This is a genomic window from Micromonospora sp. NPDC047467 (assembly GCF_040643095.1).
Taxonomy (GTDB): Bacteria; Actinomycetota; Actinomycetes; order Mycobacteriales; family Micromonosporaceae; genus Micromonospora.
In genome coordinates, this window is record NZ_JBEYTO010000009.1 from 17,303 (window position 1) to 33,511 (window position 16,209).

Sequence of the window (16,209 nt, forward strand, 5' to 3'; positions counted from 1 at the left end):
GGCAGCTCCGGCGCCACGGTGAGGTCAGCGCGGGACGACCCGCTCGGTGGCCCAGTCCCGCCAGCCGGCCACCCGGTCCGCCGCGGCGGCGAGCTGGTCGGCGACCGGGCCGGGGCCGGTCGAGCCGGGAGTGGTCCGGGCCGCGAGCGCCGAGCGGACCGACAGCACGTCACGCACCGACGGGTCGAGGTGCTCGCTGACCGCGGCCAGGTCGGCGTCGGAGACCTCCTCCAGCTCGCACTCGCGGACCGCGCAGAGCGCCACCAGGCGGCCGGTGATCTCGTGCGCGTCGCGGAACGGCACGTTGCGCCGGACCAGCCAGTCGGCGACCTCCGTGGCGAGCGAGAAACCGACCGGCGCGGCGGCGACGAGGCGGTCCACCCGGACCGTCATCGTCGAGATCATTCCCGCCAGGGCCGGCAGCAGCAGCTCCAGGGTGTCGACCGCGTCGAACGCCGGCTCCTTGTCCTCCTGCATGTCCCGGTCGTAGGTCATCGGCAGACCCTTGAGCATGGTCAGCACCGTCACCAGACCGCCGACCAGCCGACCGGACTTGCCCCGGGCCAGCTCGGCGATGTCCGCGTTCTTCTTCTGCGGCATGATCGACGAACCGGTCGCGAAGGCGTCGTCCAGCTCCACCCACCCGAACTCGTGCGAGGTCCAGAGCACCACCTCCTCGCCGAGACGGGACAGGTGCACCCCGATCATGGCCGTGGTGAAGAGGAACTCCGCGACGAAGTCCCGGTCGGCCACCGCGTCCATCGAGTTGGCGAACGACGTGCGGAACCCCAACTCCTTGGCCACGGCCACCGGGTCCAGCGGAAGCCCGGAACCGGCCAACGCGCCCGCGCCGAGCGGGCTGATCGCCGCCCGGTGGTCCCAGTCGTGCAGCCGCTCCAGGTCACGCAGCAGCGGCTGCACGTGGGCGAGCAGCCAGTGCCCGAACGTGACCGGCTGGGCGTGCTGCAGATGCGTCATGCCCGGCGCGGCCGTGTCGATGTGCCGCTCGGCCTGCTCGATGAGCGCCTCGGCCAGCTCGACCAGCCGACTCGCCACGCCCCGGGCGTGATCACGCAGATAGAGCCGCAGGTCCGTGGCCACCTGGTCGTTGCGGGACCGACCCGCCCGCAGCTTGCCGCCGAGACTGCCCAGCCGCTCCAGCAAGCCCCGCTCCAGCGCGGTGTGCACGTCCTCGTCGTCGACCGTCGGACGGAACGCCCCGGAGGCGCAGGCCGCCTCCAGGTCGTCCAGGGCCGCCAGGATCCGGCCCAACTCCTCCGGGTCGAGCAGGCCGGCGCCGGCCAGCACCCGGGCGTGCGCCCGGGAACCGGCGATGTCGTACGGGGCCAGGCGCCAGTCGAACTGCACGCTCACCGACAGTCGGGCGAGCGCCTCGGCGGGGCCACCGGCGAACCGGCCACCCCACAGGCTTGTCCGGTTGGTGGCGGCGCTGTTCTCGGTCAGGCTCTTGTCGTCCACCCGGCCCATTGTGGTCTCCATGCTCCTCAGCCGCCCAGCCGGGCGTCACGCGCGGCGGCCAGCCCACTCGGCAGGCCCCACAGCTGTACGAAACCCTTCGCCAGGGACTGGTCGAAGGTGTCACCGGTGTCGTAGGTTGCCAGCCCGAAGTCGTAGAGGCTCGCCTCGGAGCGCCGACCGGTGACGGTGGCGCGACCGCCGTGCAGGGTCAACCGCACCTCGCCGCTCACGTGCCGCTGCGCGTCGTCGATGAACGCGTCCAGCGAGTCCTTCAACGGCGAGAACCACAGGCCGTCGTAGACCAGCTCACCCCAGCGCTGGTCGACGCCCTTCTTGAACCGGGCCAGGTCCCGTTCCACGGTGACCGCCTCCAACTCCTGGTGGGCGGTGATCAGCGCGATCGCGCCGGGCGCCTCGTACACCTCACGGCTCTTGATGCCGACGAGGCGGTCCTCGACCATGTCGAGCCGGCCCACGCCCTGGGCGCCGGCGCGGCGGTTCAGCTCCCGGATCGCCTGGTACGGGGTGACGGTCTCACCGTCGATAGCCACCGGCACGCCGCGGTCGAAGGTGATCACGACCTCGTCGGCGTCGCGGGCCTGCGCCGGGTCGTCGGTGTACGAGTAGAGGTCCTCGACGGGGGCGTTCCAGATGTCCTCCAGGAAGCCGGTCTCCACGGCGCGGCCCCACAGGTTCTGGTCGATCGAGTACGGGGACTTGGCCGACACGTCGATCGGCAGCCCCTTCTCCTCGGCGAACGCGATGGCCTTGTCCCGCGTCCAGGCGAAGTCCCGGGCCGGGGCGATGATCTTCAGGTCGGGGGCGAGCGCGTTCAGGCCCACCTCGAACCGGACCTGGTCGTTGCCCTTGCCGGTGCAGCCGTGCGAGACGATCGTGCCGCCGTGCTGGCGTGCCGCCGCCACCAGGTGCTTGACGATCAGTGGCCGGGACAGCGCCGACACCAGCGGGTAGCGGTCCATGTAGAGGGCGTTGGCCCGGATGGCCGGCAGGCAGTAGTCGGCGGCGAACTCGTCGCGCGCGTCGACCACCTCGGCCTCGGCTGCGCCGCAGTCCAGGGCGCGCTGCCGGATGGCGTCGAGGTCCTCGCCGCCCTGCCCGACGTCGACCGCCACCGCGATCACCTCGGCGCCGGTCTGCTCGGCCAGGTAGGGAATGGCGACGGAGGTGTCCAACCCGCCGGAGTACGCGAGAACAACCCGCTCGGTCATGCTGTGGTGTTCCCTTCAACGGTGTCATCCCGACGGGCCCAACCGGAGAGCTTGTCACCGAGTGCGGCTCCGCCGACGGCCTCGCGGGCCACGACGAGAATGGTGTCGTCGCCGGCGATGGTGCCGACGATCTCGGGCAGGCCCGCTCGGTCCAACGCGCTGGCCAGGTACTGGGCCGCGCCCGGCGGCGTACGCAACACGGCGATGTTGCCGCTGGAGTCGACGCCGTTGAGCAGTTCGCGCAGCAGCCGCACCAGCCGGGCCGGCGCGGCCTCGGCGTCGCGCAGCGGTCGGTGGCCGTCCTCGGGGATCAGGTAGACCGCCGGCCCGTCGCCGCCGCGCACCTTGACCGCGCCCAGCTCCTCCAGGTCCCGCGAGAGGGTGGCCTGGGTGACGCCGACCCCGTCGGCGGCGAGCAGGTCGGCCAGCTCGGTCTGCGAGCGGACGGCCCGGTCGCGGATCAGCTCCACGATCCGGGCGTGCCGGGCGGCGCGGGTCAGCGGGGTGGTCACCGCGCCTCCCCCGTCGCCCCGCTCACGGCGTCGGCGTCCAGCAGGAACGTCAGGAGGGCCTTCTGGGCGTGCAGCCTGTTCTCCGCCTGGTCGAAGACCGCGCTCTGCGGCCCGTCGAGCACCTCGTCGGTGATCTCCTCGCCGCGGTGCGCCGGCAGGCAGTGCAGCACGATGGCGTCCGGCGCGGCCTGGCCGAGCAGCTCCTTGTTGACCTGGTAGGGCAGGAACGGGGTGATCCGGTCCAGCCCGTCGGACTCCTGCCCCATCGACGTCCACGTGTCGGTGGCCAGCACGTCGGCGTCGCGTACCGCCTGAACCGGGTCGGTCAGGACCCGTACCGACCCGCCGGTGCCGGCGGCGATCTCCGCCGCCCGCGCCACGACCTCCGGAGCCGGCGCGAAACCCTCCGGCCCGGCGATCCGCACGTGCATCCCGGCCATCGCCCCCGCCAGCAGGTACGACTGCGCCATGTTGTTCGCGCTGTCCCCCACGTAGGTCAGGGTGCGTCCGGCCGTGCCACCGAGCCGTTCGCGGATGGTGAGCAGGTCGGCCAGCAGCTGGCAGGGGTGGAAGCCGTCGGTGAGCGCGTTGATCACCGGTACGCTCGCCCCCGCCGCGACCTCGGCGATCCGGTCGTCGCCGTGGGTACGCAGCACGATGGCCACGACGTAGCGGGACAGCACCCGCCCGGCGTCGGCGAGGGTCTCGCCCCGGCCGAAGTGGGTGACCTGGGTGTCCACGACGAGCGGATGCCCGCCCAACTCGGCGATGCCGACGTCGAACGAGATCCGCGTCCGCAGGCTCTGCTTGTCGAAGAGCACCGCCACCGAACGCGGGCCGGCCAGCGGCCGGTGGCCGAACCGGTCCGTCTTCATCCGCGCCGCCAGGTCCAGCACCGTGGACTGCTCGGCGGGCGAGAGGTCGTCGTCGCGCAGGAAGTGCCGGATCATGCGGTCGTCCCCGTACTGGTGGTGGTGGGCGAGGTCAGCGGTGTCGGGATCCTCTGCGGTGCCGCTCTTCCGTCCGGCTCCGTGCTGGTGGGAGTTGCCTCGGTCAGGGCGGCAGGCAGCGCGGCCAGGAAGGCGTCGGCCTGGGCGGCGGTGAGGATCAGCGGCGGTACGAGCCGGAGCACGCCCGGCTGCACCGGGTTGGTCAGGAAGCCGGCCTCCCGCAGTGACGCGGCGAGCGCCGCCGCCACCGGCGCGGTGAGCACCACGCCGAGCAGCAGCCCAGCGCCGCGTACATCGGAGACCAGCGGGTGGCCCAACGCCTCGATCCCCCGGCGCAGCCGCTCGCCCACCCGCTTGACGTGGTCGAGCAGCCCTTCGTGGGCGATGGTCGACACCACGGCGAGCGCGGCGGCGCAGCTGACCGGGTTGCCGCCGAAGGTGGTGCCGTGCGAGCCGGGGGTGAGCAGGTCGGCGGCCCGCCCGAAGGCCAGCGTGGCGCCGAGCGGCAGCCCACCGCCGAGCCCCTTGGCCAGGGTGATCACGTCCGGCTCCACGCCCTCGGCCTGGTGGGCGAACCAGTGGCCGGTACGGCCGATGCCGGTCTGCACCTCGTCGAGAACCAGCAGCGCGCCGTGCCGGTCGGTGATCCGCCGCGCCGCGGCGAGGTAGCCGGCCGGCGGGACCACCACACCGTTCTCGCCCTGGATCGGCTCCAGGATCACCATGGCGGTGGCGTCGGTGACCGCCGCCTCGAGCGCGGCCACGTCGCCGTAGTCGACGTGGGTCACGTCGCCGGGCAGCGGGCGGAACGGGTCGGCCTTGGCCGGCTGCCCGGTCAACGCGAGGGCGCCCATGGTGCGGCCGTGGAAACCGCCGTTGGTGGCCACCACGTGACTGCGGCCGGTGCGCCGGGACAGCTTGAACGCGGCCTCGTTCGCCTCCGCGCCGGAGTTGGCGAAGAAGACCCGGCCGGGCCGGCCGGCGAGCGCCAGCAGCAGCTCCGCGAGGGCCACCGGCGGCTCGGCGATGTAGAGGTTGGAGACGTGCCCGAGGGTGGCGACCTGCTTCGACACGGCGGCCACCACCGCCGGGTGGGCGTGGCCGAGAGCGTTCACCGCGATCCCGCCGACCAGGTCCAGATACTCCCTGCCCGCGTCGTCGACCACGACGGCGCCTGAGCCGGAGACCAGCGCCAGCGGCGGCGTGCCGTAGTTGTCCATCATCGACTGCGTCCAGCGTTGCGCCAGGCTGCTCATGCTCCGACCGTCCCGTCTCCCGGCACCACCATCGTTCCGAACCCTTCCGAGGTGAAGACCTCCAGCAGCGTGGAGTGCGCCACCCGGCCGTCGACGACGTGCGCCGCGGGCACTCCCCCGCGGACCGCCCGCAGGCAGGCCTCCATCTTCGGCACCATCCCCGACTCCAGGCTGGGCAGCAGCTTGGCCAGGTCGTCCGCGACAATCTCGGAGACCAGACTGGTCGTGTCCGGCCAGTCGGCGTACAGGCCGGCCACGTCGGTGAGCACGACCAGCTTGCGGGCCCGCAGCGCGATCGCGAGGGCCGCGGCGGCGGTGTCCGCGTTGAGGTTGTGCAGCACCCCGTCGACGTCCGGCGCCACCGTGGAGATCACCGGGATCCGACCGGCCTCGATGAGGTCGGTGACCGCCGACACGTCGACCGACTCGACGTCGCCGACCTGACCCACGTCGACCGGCAACCCGTCCACGTACGCCGGGCGGCGAACCGCGGTGAACAGCCTGGCGTCCTCACCGGAGAGGCCGACGGCGAACGGGCCGTGCGAGTTGATCAGCCCGACCAGCTCACGGCCGACCTGCCCGACGAGCACCATCCGGACCACGTCCATCGCCTCGGCGGTGGTCACCCGCAGACCGCCGCGGAACTCGCTGGCGATGCCGAGCCGACCCAGCATGGCGGAGATCTGCGGACCACCGCCGTGCACCACCACCGGCTTGAGGCCGGCGTAGCGCAGGAAGACCATGTCCGCGGCGAACGCCTGCTGCAGAGCCGGGTCGGTCATGGCGTTGCCGCCGTACTTGATGACCACCGTGGAGCCGGAGAGGCGCGCCAGCCAGGGCAGCGCCTCGATCAGCGTCTCCGCCTTGACCTGGGCGCGGGTGAGGTCGGTGCTGAGACTCACCGGGCCAGCCTTTCGTTCGCGACTGCGGGACTCCGCTGCGCTGCGTTCCTCGCGCTCACCGGGCCAGCCTTTCGTTCGCGACTGCGGGACTCCGCTGCGCTGCGTTCCTCGCGCTCACGTGGAGTACGCCGAGTTCTCGTGCACGTACGCGTGGGACAGGTCGTTGGTCCAGATCGTCGCCGCCGACGTCCCGGCGTGCAGGTCGATCCGGATGGTCACGTCCCGACCGGCGAGGTCGACCTTCGAGCGGTCCTCGGCGGCGGCGCCGCCCCGGCACACCCACACACCGTTGACCGCCACGTCCAGCTCGTCCGGCTCGAACGCGGCGGCGGTCGTGCCGACGGCGGCGAGGATCCGGCCCCAGTTCGGGTCGTTGCCGAACAGCGCGGTCTTGACCAGGTTGTTGCGCGCCACCGCGCGACCCACCTCGACCGCCTCGTCCTCGTCGGCGGCGCCGACCACGTCGATGGCGATCTGCTTGGTGGCGCCCTCGGCGTCGGCGACCAGTTGCTGGGCCAGGTCGTGACAGGCCGCGGTGACCGCGGCGGCCAACTCGGCCGGGGTCGGCTCGATGCCGCTCGCGCCGCTGGCCAGCAGCAACACCGTGTCGTTGGTGGACATGCAGCCGTCGGAGTCGACCCGGTCGAAGCTGACCCGGGTGGCCGCCCGCAGCGCCTCGTCCAACACGGCCGGCCCGGCCACCGCGTCGGTGGTCAGCACGCAGAGCATGGTGGCCATGCCCGGTGCGAGCATCCCCGCGCCCTTGGCCATCCCGCCGACCGTCCAGCCGCTGCCCCGAGCCACCGTGGTCTTCGCCCGGGTGTCCGTGGTCATGATGGCCTCGGCGGCGGCCGGGCCGCCGTCGCGGGACAGCCCGCGGATCGCCGAGCGGACGCCGGGCAGCAGCTTCGGCATCGGCAGCCGCTCACCGATCAGGCCGGTGGAGCAGACCGCCACCTCACCCGCGCCGAGGATCAGCCGAGGGCTGACCGAGGTCAGCGCGGCGGCAGTGTGCTCGGCGGTGGCATGGGTGTCCTGGAAGCCGGCCGAGCCGGTGCAGGCGTTGGCGCCACCGGAGTTGAGCACCACCGCGCGGACCACACCGCCCTGCACGACCTGCTGGGTCCAGAGCACCGGCGCGGCCTTGACCCGGTTGGTGGTGAAGACCCCGGCGACCCCGGCGTCCGGGCCGTCGTTGACGACCAGCGCGACGTCCGGGCCGCCGCTGGCCTTCAACCCGGCGGCCACCCCGGCCGCCCGAAACCCACGAGGGGTGGTGACCGTCACGATGCCTGCCTTTCGTTCGCGACTGCGGGGCTCCGCTGCGCTGCACTCCTCGCGCTCACGGGCTGACCCCCCAGACGGACAGGCCCGTCGTCTCCGGCAGGCCGAGCATCAGGTTGGCGTTCTGCACGGCCTGGCCGGCGGCACCCTTGCCCAGGTTGTCCAGGGCGCTGAGCACGATCAGCCGACCCGAGTCGACATCGACGGTGGCCTGCAGGTGGCAGGAGTTGGAGCCCAGCGTGGCGGCGGTGTGCGGCCACCTGCCCTCCGGCAGCACGTGCACGAACGGCGCGTCGGCGTACGCCTGCGCCAGCACCTGCTGCGGGTCGACGCCCCGCGCCGGCACCGCGGTGACCGTGGCCAGGATGCCGCGCGGCATCGGTGCCAGGACCGGGGTGAACGACAAGCTCGTCGCCCCGGTGGCCTGCTTGATCTCCGGCACGTGCTGGTGGGTGCCCACCCGGTACGGCGACAGGTCGCCCATCACCTCGCTGGCCAGCAGGTGCGGCTTCGTCGCCCGGCCCGCCCCGGAGGTGCCGGAGGCGGCGACCACCACCACGTCGGCGGGGTTGGCCGCGCCGTCGGCGATCAGCGGCGCGAGCGCCAGGGTGATCGCGGCGGCGTAGCAGCCGGTATTGGCGACCCGGTTGGAGTTCGCGATCAGCTCCCGTTGGCCGGGCAGCTCGGGCAGGCCGTAGGTCCACTGCCCGGCGTGGGTGCCGCCGTAGTACTGCGCCCAGGCGTACGGGTCGGCGAGCCGGTGGTCAGCGCCCAGGTCGACGATCCGCGCCTCGGGCGGGAGCTGGGCCGCGATGGCCGCCGACTCCCCGTGCGGCAGAGCCAGGAAGACCAGGTCCGCGTCGGCGAGGGTCGTCGGATCGGTCGTGCCGAGCACCAGGTCGAGCCCGGTGAGCTGCGGGTGCACCACGTCGACGCGGTGCCCGGCCTGGCTGTGGGCGGTGGCGGCGACCAGGTCGAACTCCGGGTGCCCGGCGATCAGGCGCAGCAGCTCACCCCCGGCGTAACCACTCGCCCCGGCGACCGCGACTCGAATCCCCATACCCACCTCCGCATGACTATGCACCGAAGGCTAGCAGCGGCGCAGGTCAGCTGCAACTTAATACAGCAGCCTGCATAGTGATATGCAACTAATCAACCCCCCACCCCCGCGATCTTGCAGTTGGTGTCCCCGCATAGCCGACGAAAGGCGCGGATCGGCGACACAAACTGCAAGATCGCGAGGGGTCAGGGCTTAGGCGCCGCGCAGGGTCGCGCCGAAGCGCTCTGCCGCTACGGCGACCGCCGCGTCGCGGGCTGTCAGGGCCTCTTCGACGGTCAGCGTCCGGTCCGGCGCGCGGAACGTGAGCTTGTACGCCAGTGACCGGCGACCCTCGCCGAGCTGCGCGCCCGCGTACACGTCGAACAGCCGGACGTCCTCCAGCAGCTCGCCGGCGCCGGCCTCCAGCGCCCGGCGCACCTGCTCCGCCGGCACCGACTCGTCCACCACCAGGGCCACGTCGATCAGCGCCGGCGGGAAGCCGGAGACCGCCGGGGCGGGCATGACCGGGGCGGGCGGCAGCACGTCCAGGCTCACCTCCATGGCGCAGGTCCGCCGGGGCAGCTCCAGCGCCGCCACCACCGCCGGGTGCAGCTCACCGGCGTGCCCGACGACCGTGCCGTCGACCCGCAGCTCGGCGCAGCGGCCGGGGTGCCACGGGGCGTACTCGGCGGCACGCACCTCGACCCGCTCGTCCGGGATCCCGGCGGCGGCCAGCACGTCGCGGGCCGCCTCGATCGCGTCCGCCCAGCCGGCCGGCCGACCCGGACCCCACCAGCCGGCCGGATCCACGTCACCGGCCAGCACCGCCGCCACGTGCACCGGCTGTGCCGGCACCACCGCGTCGGCGGCCGCGAACTCGGCGTCGGTGGGGCGCCGGTCGACGCCCATCGCCGGCGGGCTCACGGCGTCCAGGCGCGGGTGGAACACCGCACCGATCTCGTAGAGCGCCAGGTCACGGTGGCCCCGGCCGAGGTTGCGCTTGAGGATGCCGAGCAGCGGGCCGAGCAGCGTGGTGCGCAGCAGCGGCTCCTCGTCCGACAGCGGGTTGGCCAGCCGCACCGCCGGCCGGCGCGGGTCGTCGGCCGGCAGGCCGAGCAGGTCCGCCAGCTGCGGCGACACGAACGGGTGCGCGAGCACCTCGACGTACCCCCGCTCGGCCAGCGACCCGGCGACCGCCCGCCGCCGACGCTGCCGCGGGGTCAGGCCGCGACCGGGCGGCGCGGTCGGCAACACCGACGGCACCTTGTCGTACCCGTCGAGGCGGACCACCTCCTCGACCAGGTCGGCCGGGTCGGTCAGGTCGGGCCGCCACGTCGGCGGGGTGACGCTGAGCGCCACCCCGGCCCCGCTGGCCACGCCGACCGCACCCGGGTCCTCGGCCAACCGGTCCGCGCCCTGCGCGACAGTGCAACCGACCCGCTCCAGCAGGGCGATCACCCGCGCTGGCGGGTACTCGACGCCGATCCGCCGGGTCGGCAGGTCCGCCGGCAGGCTGATCGGGGTACGCGGCCGGACGTGGTCGATGTCCAGGATCTCCGCGCTCGGGGTGCCGCCGCCGTGCTCGGTGAGCAGCCGCACGGCCCGCTCCAGCGCGACAAGCGCCACGGCCGGGTCGACGCCCCGCTCCCAGCGCTTCGCGGCCTCGCTGAACAGCTTGTGCCGGCGGGCCGTCCGCCCGACCATCGCCGGGTCCCAGTGCGCCGCCTCGAAGAGCACGGTGGTGGTGCCGGCGACGACCTCGCTGGTCTCACCGCCCATCACCGCCGCCAGGGAGATCGGGACGCCGGCGCCCTCGCCCGCGACGGGGTTGTCCAGCCCAGCGTCGCAGATGACCATGTCGTCGGCGGTGAGCACGCGGTCGACACCGTCGAGGGTGGTCAGCTTCTCCCCCGCCTCGGCGCGGCGGACCACCAGCGACCCGGCGATCCGATCGGCGTCGAAGGCGTGCATCGGCTGGCCCAGCTCCAACATCACGTAGTTGGTGATGTCGACCGGCAGCGAGATGCTGCGGATGCCGGCGGTGACGAGCCGCTGCTGCATCCAGGACGGCGTGGGCGCGGTCGGGTCGACACCGCGGACCAGGCGGGCGGTGAACCGGTCGCAGCCGACCGGGTCGCGCACCTCCACCGGGTACGCCGGTGTCTCGGTGCCACGCGGCGCCGGCACCAGGGCCGGGTCGCGCAGCGGCACGTCGAACGCGTGTGACAACTCCCGGGCCAGGCCGCGCAGGCTCAGCGCGTACCCCCGGTCCGGGGTGATCTCCAGCTCGAGCACGACGTCGTCGAGACCCACGACGGGCCGCGCGTCGTCGCCCGGCTTGGCCGTCACGTCCGGCGGCAGCACGATGATGCCGGAATGGTCCTCGCCCAGGCCCAACTCCTTCGCCGAGCAGATCATGCCGGCGGAGTTGTGCCCGTACGTCTTGCGGGCGCCGATCGCGAAGCCGCCGGGCAGCACGCCGCCGGGCAGGATCACCACCACCCGGTCACCGGGGGCGAAGTTGCGCGCCCCGCAGACGATCTCCTGCGGCTCGCCGGTGCCGTTGGCGTGGCCCACGTCGACGCGGCAGAACCGGATGGGCTTCTTGAAGCCGGTGAGCTCCTCGATCTCGCGCACCTCGCCGACGACGAGTTGACCGCTGACGGTCTCGCGCAGGTCCACCACGGAGTCGACCTCGATGCCGAGGTCGACCAGGGCCTGCTCCAGGTCACCGGTGGGCAGGTCGGCGGGGAGGTCGACGTACTCCCGCAGCCAGCTGACAGAAACTCGCATGACTTCAGACCACCGTTCCCGTGTCTCGTACCCGCATCGCCTACGCCCCGGTCCCGAGCGCGCGGCTGAACCGCACGTCGCCCTCGAAGAGATGGCGGATGTCGCTGACCCCGTGCCGGATCATCAGCGTCCGGTCGATGCCCATGCCGAAGGCGAACCCGGAGTAGACCTCCGGGTCGACGCCGCAGGCGCGCAGCACCCGCGGGTTGACCATCCCGCAACCGCCCCACTCGACCCACTGCGGGCCGTCGCGGTGCTCGGGGAACCACACGTCGAACTCCGCCGACGGCTCGGTGAACGGGAAGTAGTGCGGCCGCCACCGGGTCTTCGCCTCGGGGCCGAACATCGCGCGGGCGAAGTGGTCCAGCGTGCCCCGCAGGTGCGCCATCGTGATGCCCTTGTCGACCACCAGACCCTCGGCCTGGTGGAACACCGGGCTGTGGGTGGCGTCGATCTCGTCGGTGCGGTAGACGCGGCCGGGCACGATCACGTAGATCGGCGGCTTGCGGCTGAGCATCGTACGGGTCTGCACGGTCGACGTGTGCGTACGAAGAACGAGACCGGAACCCTGCGGTGCGATGTGGAAGGTGTCCATCAACCCACGCGACGGATGGTCGGCGGGGATGTTCAGCGCGTCGAAGTTGACCCACTCCAGGTCGACCTCGGGGCCCTCGGCCACCTCGTAGCCCATCCCGACGAAGAGATCACTGATCGACTCCATCAGGGTGCTCAGCGGGTGCCGGGCACCACGCGGGCGCCGGTCGTACGGCAGGGTGACGTCCACCCGCTCCTCGACCAGCACCCGCTCGGCCTGCTCGCGCTCCACCACCTCGGAGCGCTCGGCATACGCGGCCTCGATCGCCCGGCGGGCCTCGTTGACCCGCTTACCGGCGTCGGACTTCGCGGCCGGCGGCAGCGCGCCGATCTCCCGGCGGGCCAGCGACACCGGGGACCGGTCACCGAGATGCGCGGAACGCAGCGCGGTCAACGCGTCCGGGTCGGCGGCGGCCTCGAACGCCTTCGTGGCGTCGGCGACAGCCTCGGCCAGGGCGGCCGGGTCGAGCAGGGCGACCTGCTTCGGGTCGTACGGATCGTTGCGGTAGCTCATGGCGTACGGGCACTCCCTCACGGCGGCGCCAGCCCTCATCGGGGCGGCTAGGCGAGTCTACGGACGCGCGGCTGTGCCGCAGCCCGCCGGTAGGAGTTGTGCAGGGAGCAGGTCAGGCCCGCCGCCCGCCGACACCGGCGGGCTGGCTAAACGAACGCCGTTGCGCGCTCATCGACGGACGCTCTCCCCTGCGGTCAGTCGCGCCGGGTGTGGTCACCATCAGCGCTGTGCTCTCGCTGAAGCGTACAGGCAGACCGCGGCGGCGGCAGCCAGGTTGAGGCTCTCCGCGCGCCCGTACAGCGGCACCCGCACCCGGGCGTCGGCGGCGGCGGTCAACTCCTCGGACAGGCCGTGCGCCTCCGAGCCGAACAGCCAGGCGGTGGGCCCGACGAGCCGACCGTAGTCGGTCAGGTCGTCCAGGTCGCTGTCGCCGTACCCCGTGGTGGCGAAGATCGACAGCCCGGCGGCCCGCAGCGCGTCGACCACCTGGGCCGGGTCGGGGGCGCGCACCACGTCGACGTGGAAGAGGCTGCCGGCCGAGGCCCGCACACACTTGCCGTTGTACGGGTCGACGGCGTCGCCGGCGAAGACCACCGCACCCGCCCCGGCCGCGTCGGCGGTGCGCAGCACCGTGCCGGCGTTGCCCGGATCGCGGATCTCGGCGAGCACCGCCACCAGCCGGGGCGCGCCCGCGAGGGCCTGCTCCAACGACACGTCCAGGTGCCGGCAGACGGCGACCAGCCCCTGCGGGGCGACCGTCTCGGCCAGCGCGGCGAGGGCGTCGTCGGTCACCTCGGAGACCGGCACGTCGGCCCGCGCCGCCGTCGCGGCCAACTCCGGGTAACGGTCGAGGGCGGCGGGCGTACCGAACAGTTCGGTGACCAACCCCGGCCGCGCGAGGGCCTCGCGGACCGCCTGCGGCCCCTCGGCCAGGAAACGCCCGGTGGCGTCGCGGTCCCGGCGGCGCTGCAACCGGCGGGCGGCGACAACCCTGGGTGTACGCGGTGTGAAGGCCATGGTGTGCGCTCCTCCGGCACGATTGAGGCGCCCCCCGGACGGCGGTGCCGACACGGGAGACGCCTCGCTCTGGTGCGTGGGGATCAGGCGGCCTGAGCCGCCGCGCCGCCGGTGCCCTCGGCCGCGACCGCGGCCCGGGCCAGCTCGACGATCGCCGCGAACGAAGCGGCGTCGTTGACAGCCATGTCGGCCAGGATCTTGCGGTCGACCTCGATGCCGGCCAGACGCAGGCCCTGGATCAGGCGGTTGTAGGTCATCCCGTTCGCCCGGGCACCCGCGTTGATCCGCTGAATCCACAGCTGCCGGAAGTCGCCCTTGCGGTCACGACGGTCCCGGTAGGCGTACTGCATCGAGTGCAGCACCTGCTCCTTGGCCTTGCGGTACAGCCGGGAGCGCTGACCGCGGTAACCGCTCGCGGTCTCCAGCAGGGTACGACGCTTCTTCTGGGCGTTCACAGCCCGCTTGACGCGTGCCATCTCAACTCCTTATTACGTAAAGGTGGCGCGCGTCAGCGGCCGAGCAGCTTCTTGATGCGCTTGACGTCGGCCTTGGCCAGCACGACCGTGCCGGTCAGCCGGCGGGTCTGGGTGGAGGGCTTCTTCTCCAGGTTGTGACGGAGGCCGGCCTGCTGGGCAACGATCTTGCCCTTGCCGGTCACCTTGACCCGCTTACCCATACCCGTGTGGCTCTTCATCTTCGGCATGTGGAACGTCTCTCCCCTGTTACTCGCCGCTGGTGTCGGCGGCGATGCCGCTGTCCACGGCTGCTGCGGTCTCGCCGGCCGCTGCGGTCTCATCGGCTGCCGGGGCGGATTCGTCCCCTGCCCGCTCCCGAGGTGCACCACGGGACGCCGTAGCGGCGACCGCGGAGGCCTTGACGGCCCGATGCGGAGCGAGAACCATGATCATGTTTCGGCCGTCCTGCTTCGGAGCGGCCTCGACGTATCCCAGTTCCGTGATCTCGGATTCGAGCCGACGCAGGAGCCGGTAACCCAGCTCCGGGCGGCTCTGCTCGCGACCGCGGAACATGATCGTCACCTTGACCTTGTCGCCCGCCTTGAGGAACCGCACCACGTGACCCTTCTTGGTCTCGTAGTCGTGCGGGTCGATCTTCGGCCGGAGCTTCATTTCCTTGATGACGGTCTGCTGCTGGTTACGCCGCGCTTCGCGCGCCTTGAGTGCGCTCTCGTACTTGAACTTGCCGAAGTCCATGAGCTTGCACACCGGCGGGCGCGCCATCGGCGCAACCTCGACCAGGTCCAGATCGACGTCCGCGGCCAGCTGAAGGGCGCGCTCCAGCGGGACGATGCCCACCTGCTCACCCTCGGGGCCGACCAGTCGGACCTCACGTGCCCGGATCTGCTCGTTCACGCGTGGTTCGACGCTGATGGGGCCTCCTCGAGTCGTTTCTGCTCAGTTGCCGACCCCTGCGGCCCCCGGGTGGGGGTCATCCTGGAAAGCAGAAGGCCCCGGCAGATGCCAGGGCCCGCTCGACCGGTCGGCACGATCACAGGATCGCGCATCCGACGCCGGGACATGCCCGGAATCGGGGACCGGACCCGGCCACCGTAGCGGCGACTCGGGTGGGAGCAGGCGCTCCGCTTTCGTGGCTGCCTGCTCGCATGCGGAGACAGCCTGGTCGACTCGACAACACTACACCGCCGCCCTGGTCACCCTCAAACCGGGCACGCCGTCCCGCTGGTTCCCCCGTCCCGCTGGCGCTGAAGGCGGTCAATGGCGGCGGGCTGGTGGCCGCTAGGGGTGCTGGCTGCCAAGTGCGTGGCCAGCGGCCGGCCAGGCGGCGGGTGGGGGTGCTGGCTGGCGAGTGCGTGGCCAGCGGCCGGCCAGGCGGCGGGCGGGCTGGCTAGCGGTTGGCGCGCTCGGCGAGGCGGGACTGGTGCGCCTCGTGCAGCCGGCGCAGAGCGCGGACCCCATCGACGGCCAACTCCTTGTCGGCGGCCTGCAGGGCGATCAGTGGCAGCAGGTCGTCGTCGTGCAGCTCCAGGCTGGCCCAGGGCGCACCGCGGTCGAAGCGGACACCCCGGATGACCTCCCAGGGCAGCTGGTACGAGCTCATGACGTTGCGCACCCGGACGCCGTGCGTGTCGGCCTCCACCCTCGGGCGGGTGAAGAGCAGGAAGCCGAGCGCGCCGAACACGCCCAGGCCAGCCATGGCGAGCTGGTCGCCACGTTGGAAGGTGCCGTAGCCGCTGCCTGTCGGGCCGCTCAGCGAGGTGGCGATCACGCCGAACACCACCACCAGGGCAATCGCCGCAGACCAGCAGACCACCCGGATGCGGCGCGGCTTCAGGCGGACCAGCTCGGTTTCACTCACCCCACCAGTCTGCCACCCACCCCGGCGCGACAACCGCACCACCCGCCGACCACGACAGCACCGGGGACGGGATCCGCGCAGGATCCTGGAAGTAGTGGCCTCCCGGCGCGACCGAAGCCCCTACTTCCAGGATCCTGCGCGATCTTCCGACGTCAGGGCGTGGTCGTCGCGCGGCCGCTGTCCACGGCAGGCGCTACCGGGGGTAGATCCACACGAGGTCGCCGATATGGGGGTGTCCCACGCGGGCGATACCCCCATATCGGCGACATGGAGTCGATCAAGCCGGCCGCCGACCTCGCCAGCCCG

General features: G+C 72.6%; 15 protein-coding genes. All 15 read right to left on the bottom strand.

All coding sequences use genetic code 11. The features are described 5' to 3' along the window. Positions 1-24: 24 nt before the first annotated feature. Positions 25-1,488, bottom strand: coding sequence for an argininosuccinate lyase (gene argH, locus ABZ780_RS23845; protein WP_357006842.1), 1,464 nt, complete (start codon positions 1,486-1,488; stop codon positions 25-27). A gap of 17 nt (positions 1,489-1,505) precedes the next feature. Next, positions 1,506-2,708 carry an argininosuccinate synthase gene (locus ABZ780_RS23850; protein WP_357487550.1) on the bottom strand — a complete coding sequence of 401 codons (1,203 nt, stop codon included), beginning with the start codon at positions 2,706-2,708 and terminating at the stop codon, positions 1,506-1,508. Continuing rightward, positions 2,705-3,220, bottom strand: a complete 516-nt coding sequence (locus ABZ780_RS23855; RefSeq protein WP_357006674.1) for an arginine repressor — start codon at positions 3,218-3,220, stop codon at positions 2,705-2,707. The genes ABZ780_RS23850 and ABZ780_RS23855 overlap by 4 nt, the downstream gene beginning before the upstream one ends. After that, positions 3,217-4,170, bottom strand: a complete 954-nt coding sequence (gene argF, locus ABZ780_RS23860; RefSeq protein WP_357006671.1) for an ornithine carbamoyltransferase — start codon at positions 4,168-4,170, stop codon at positions 3,217-3,219. The genes ABZ780_RS23855 and argF overlap by 4 nt, the downstream gene beginning before the upstream one ends. Continuing rightward, entirely contained in the window at positions 4,167-5,426 is a 1,260-nt protein-coding gene (locus ABZ780_RS23865) for an acetylornithine transaminase (RefSeq protein WP_357487551.1), read from the bottom strand. The genes argF and ABZ780_RS23865 overlap by 4 nt, the downstream gene beginning before the upstream one ends. Next, positions 5,423-6,328 carry an acetylglutamate kinase gene (argB, locus tag ABZ780_RS23870; protein ID WP_357006666.1) on the bottom strand — a complete coding sequence of 302 codons (906 nt, stop codon included), beginning with the start codon at positions 6,326-6,328 and terminating at the stop codon, positions 5,423-5,425. Before argB ends, ABZ780_RS23865 begins: the two co-directional genes overlap by 4 nt. Positions 6,329-6,442: 114 nt before the next feature. Then, the gene (argJ, locus tag ABZ780_RS23875; protein WP_357006663.1) at positions 6,443-7,615 is read right to left on the bottom strand and encodes a bifunctional glutamate N-acetyltransferase/amino-acid acetyltransferase ArgJ; all 1,173 of its coding nucleotides are present in this window, start codon (positions 7,613-7,615) and stop codon (positions 6,443-6,445) included. 55 nt (positions 7,616-7,670) lie between these two features. Further along, positions 7,671-8,672 (bottom strand): N-acetyl-gamma-glutamyl-phosphate reductase, encoded by a 1,002-nt coding sequence (gene argC, locus ABZ780_RS23880; RefSeq protein WP_357487552.1) that lies wholly within the window; start codon positions 8,670-8,672, stop codon positions 7,671-7,673. A 192-nt stretch (positions 8,673-8,864) separates the two neighbouring features. Continuing rightward, positions 8,865-11,444, bottom strand: coding sequence for a phenylalanine--tRNA ligase subunit beta (gene pheT / locus ABZ780_RS23885; RefSeq protein ID WP_357487553.1), 2,580 nt, complete (start codon positions 11,442-11,444; stop codon positions 8,865-8,867). A 40-nt stretch (positions 11,445-11,484) separates the two neighbouring features. Beyond that, on the bottom strand, positions 11,485-12,552 hold the full coding sequence (gene pheS / locus ABZ780_RS23890; RefSeq protein ID WP_357006654.1) for a phenylalanine--tRNA ligase subunit alpha: 1,068 nt from the start codon (positions 12,550-12,552) through the stop codon (positions 11,485-11,487). Between the two features lie 219 nt (positions 12,553-12,771). Continuing rightward, the gene (locus tag ABZ780_RS23895) at positions 12,772-13,623 is read right to left on the bottom strand and encodes an RNA methyltransferase (protein WP_357487554.1); all 852 of its coding nucleotides are present in this window, start codon (positions 13,621-13,623) and stop codon (positions 12,772-12,774) included. A gap of 29 nt (positions 13,624-13,652) precedes the next feature. Then, positions 13,653-14,045, bottom strand: a complete 393-nt coding sequence (gene rplT, locus ABZ780_RS23900) for a 50S ribosomal protein L20 (protein WP_091087503.1) — start codon at positions 14,043-14,045, stop codon at positions 13,653-13,655. Between the two features lie 32 nt (positions 14,046-14,077). Next, a complete protein-coding gene (gene rpmI / locus ABZ780_RS23905) occupies positions 14,078-14,272 on the bottom strand; it encodes a 50S ribosomal protein L35 (protein WP_007458415.1) in 195 nt (64 codons plus the stop codon). Between the two features lie 19 nt (positions 14,273-14,291). Then, the gene (gene infC / locus ABZ780_RS23910) at positions 14,292-14,939 is read right to left on the bottom strand and encodes a translation initiation factor IF-3 (RefSeq protein WP_357006648.1); all 648 of its coding nucleotides are present in this window, start codon (positions 14,937-14,939) and stop codon (positions 14,292-14,294) included. Between the two features lie 493 nt (positions 14,940-15,432). Next, positions 15,433-15,903, bottom strand: coding sequence for a PH domain-containing protein (locus ABZ780_RS23915; RefSeq protein WP_357006645.1), 471 nt, complete (start codon positions 15,901-15,903; stop codon positions 15,433-15,435). Between the last annotated feature and the right edge of the window lie 306 nt (positions 15,904-16,209).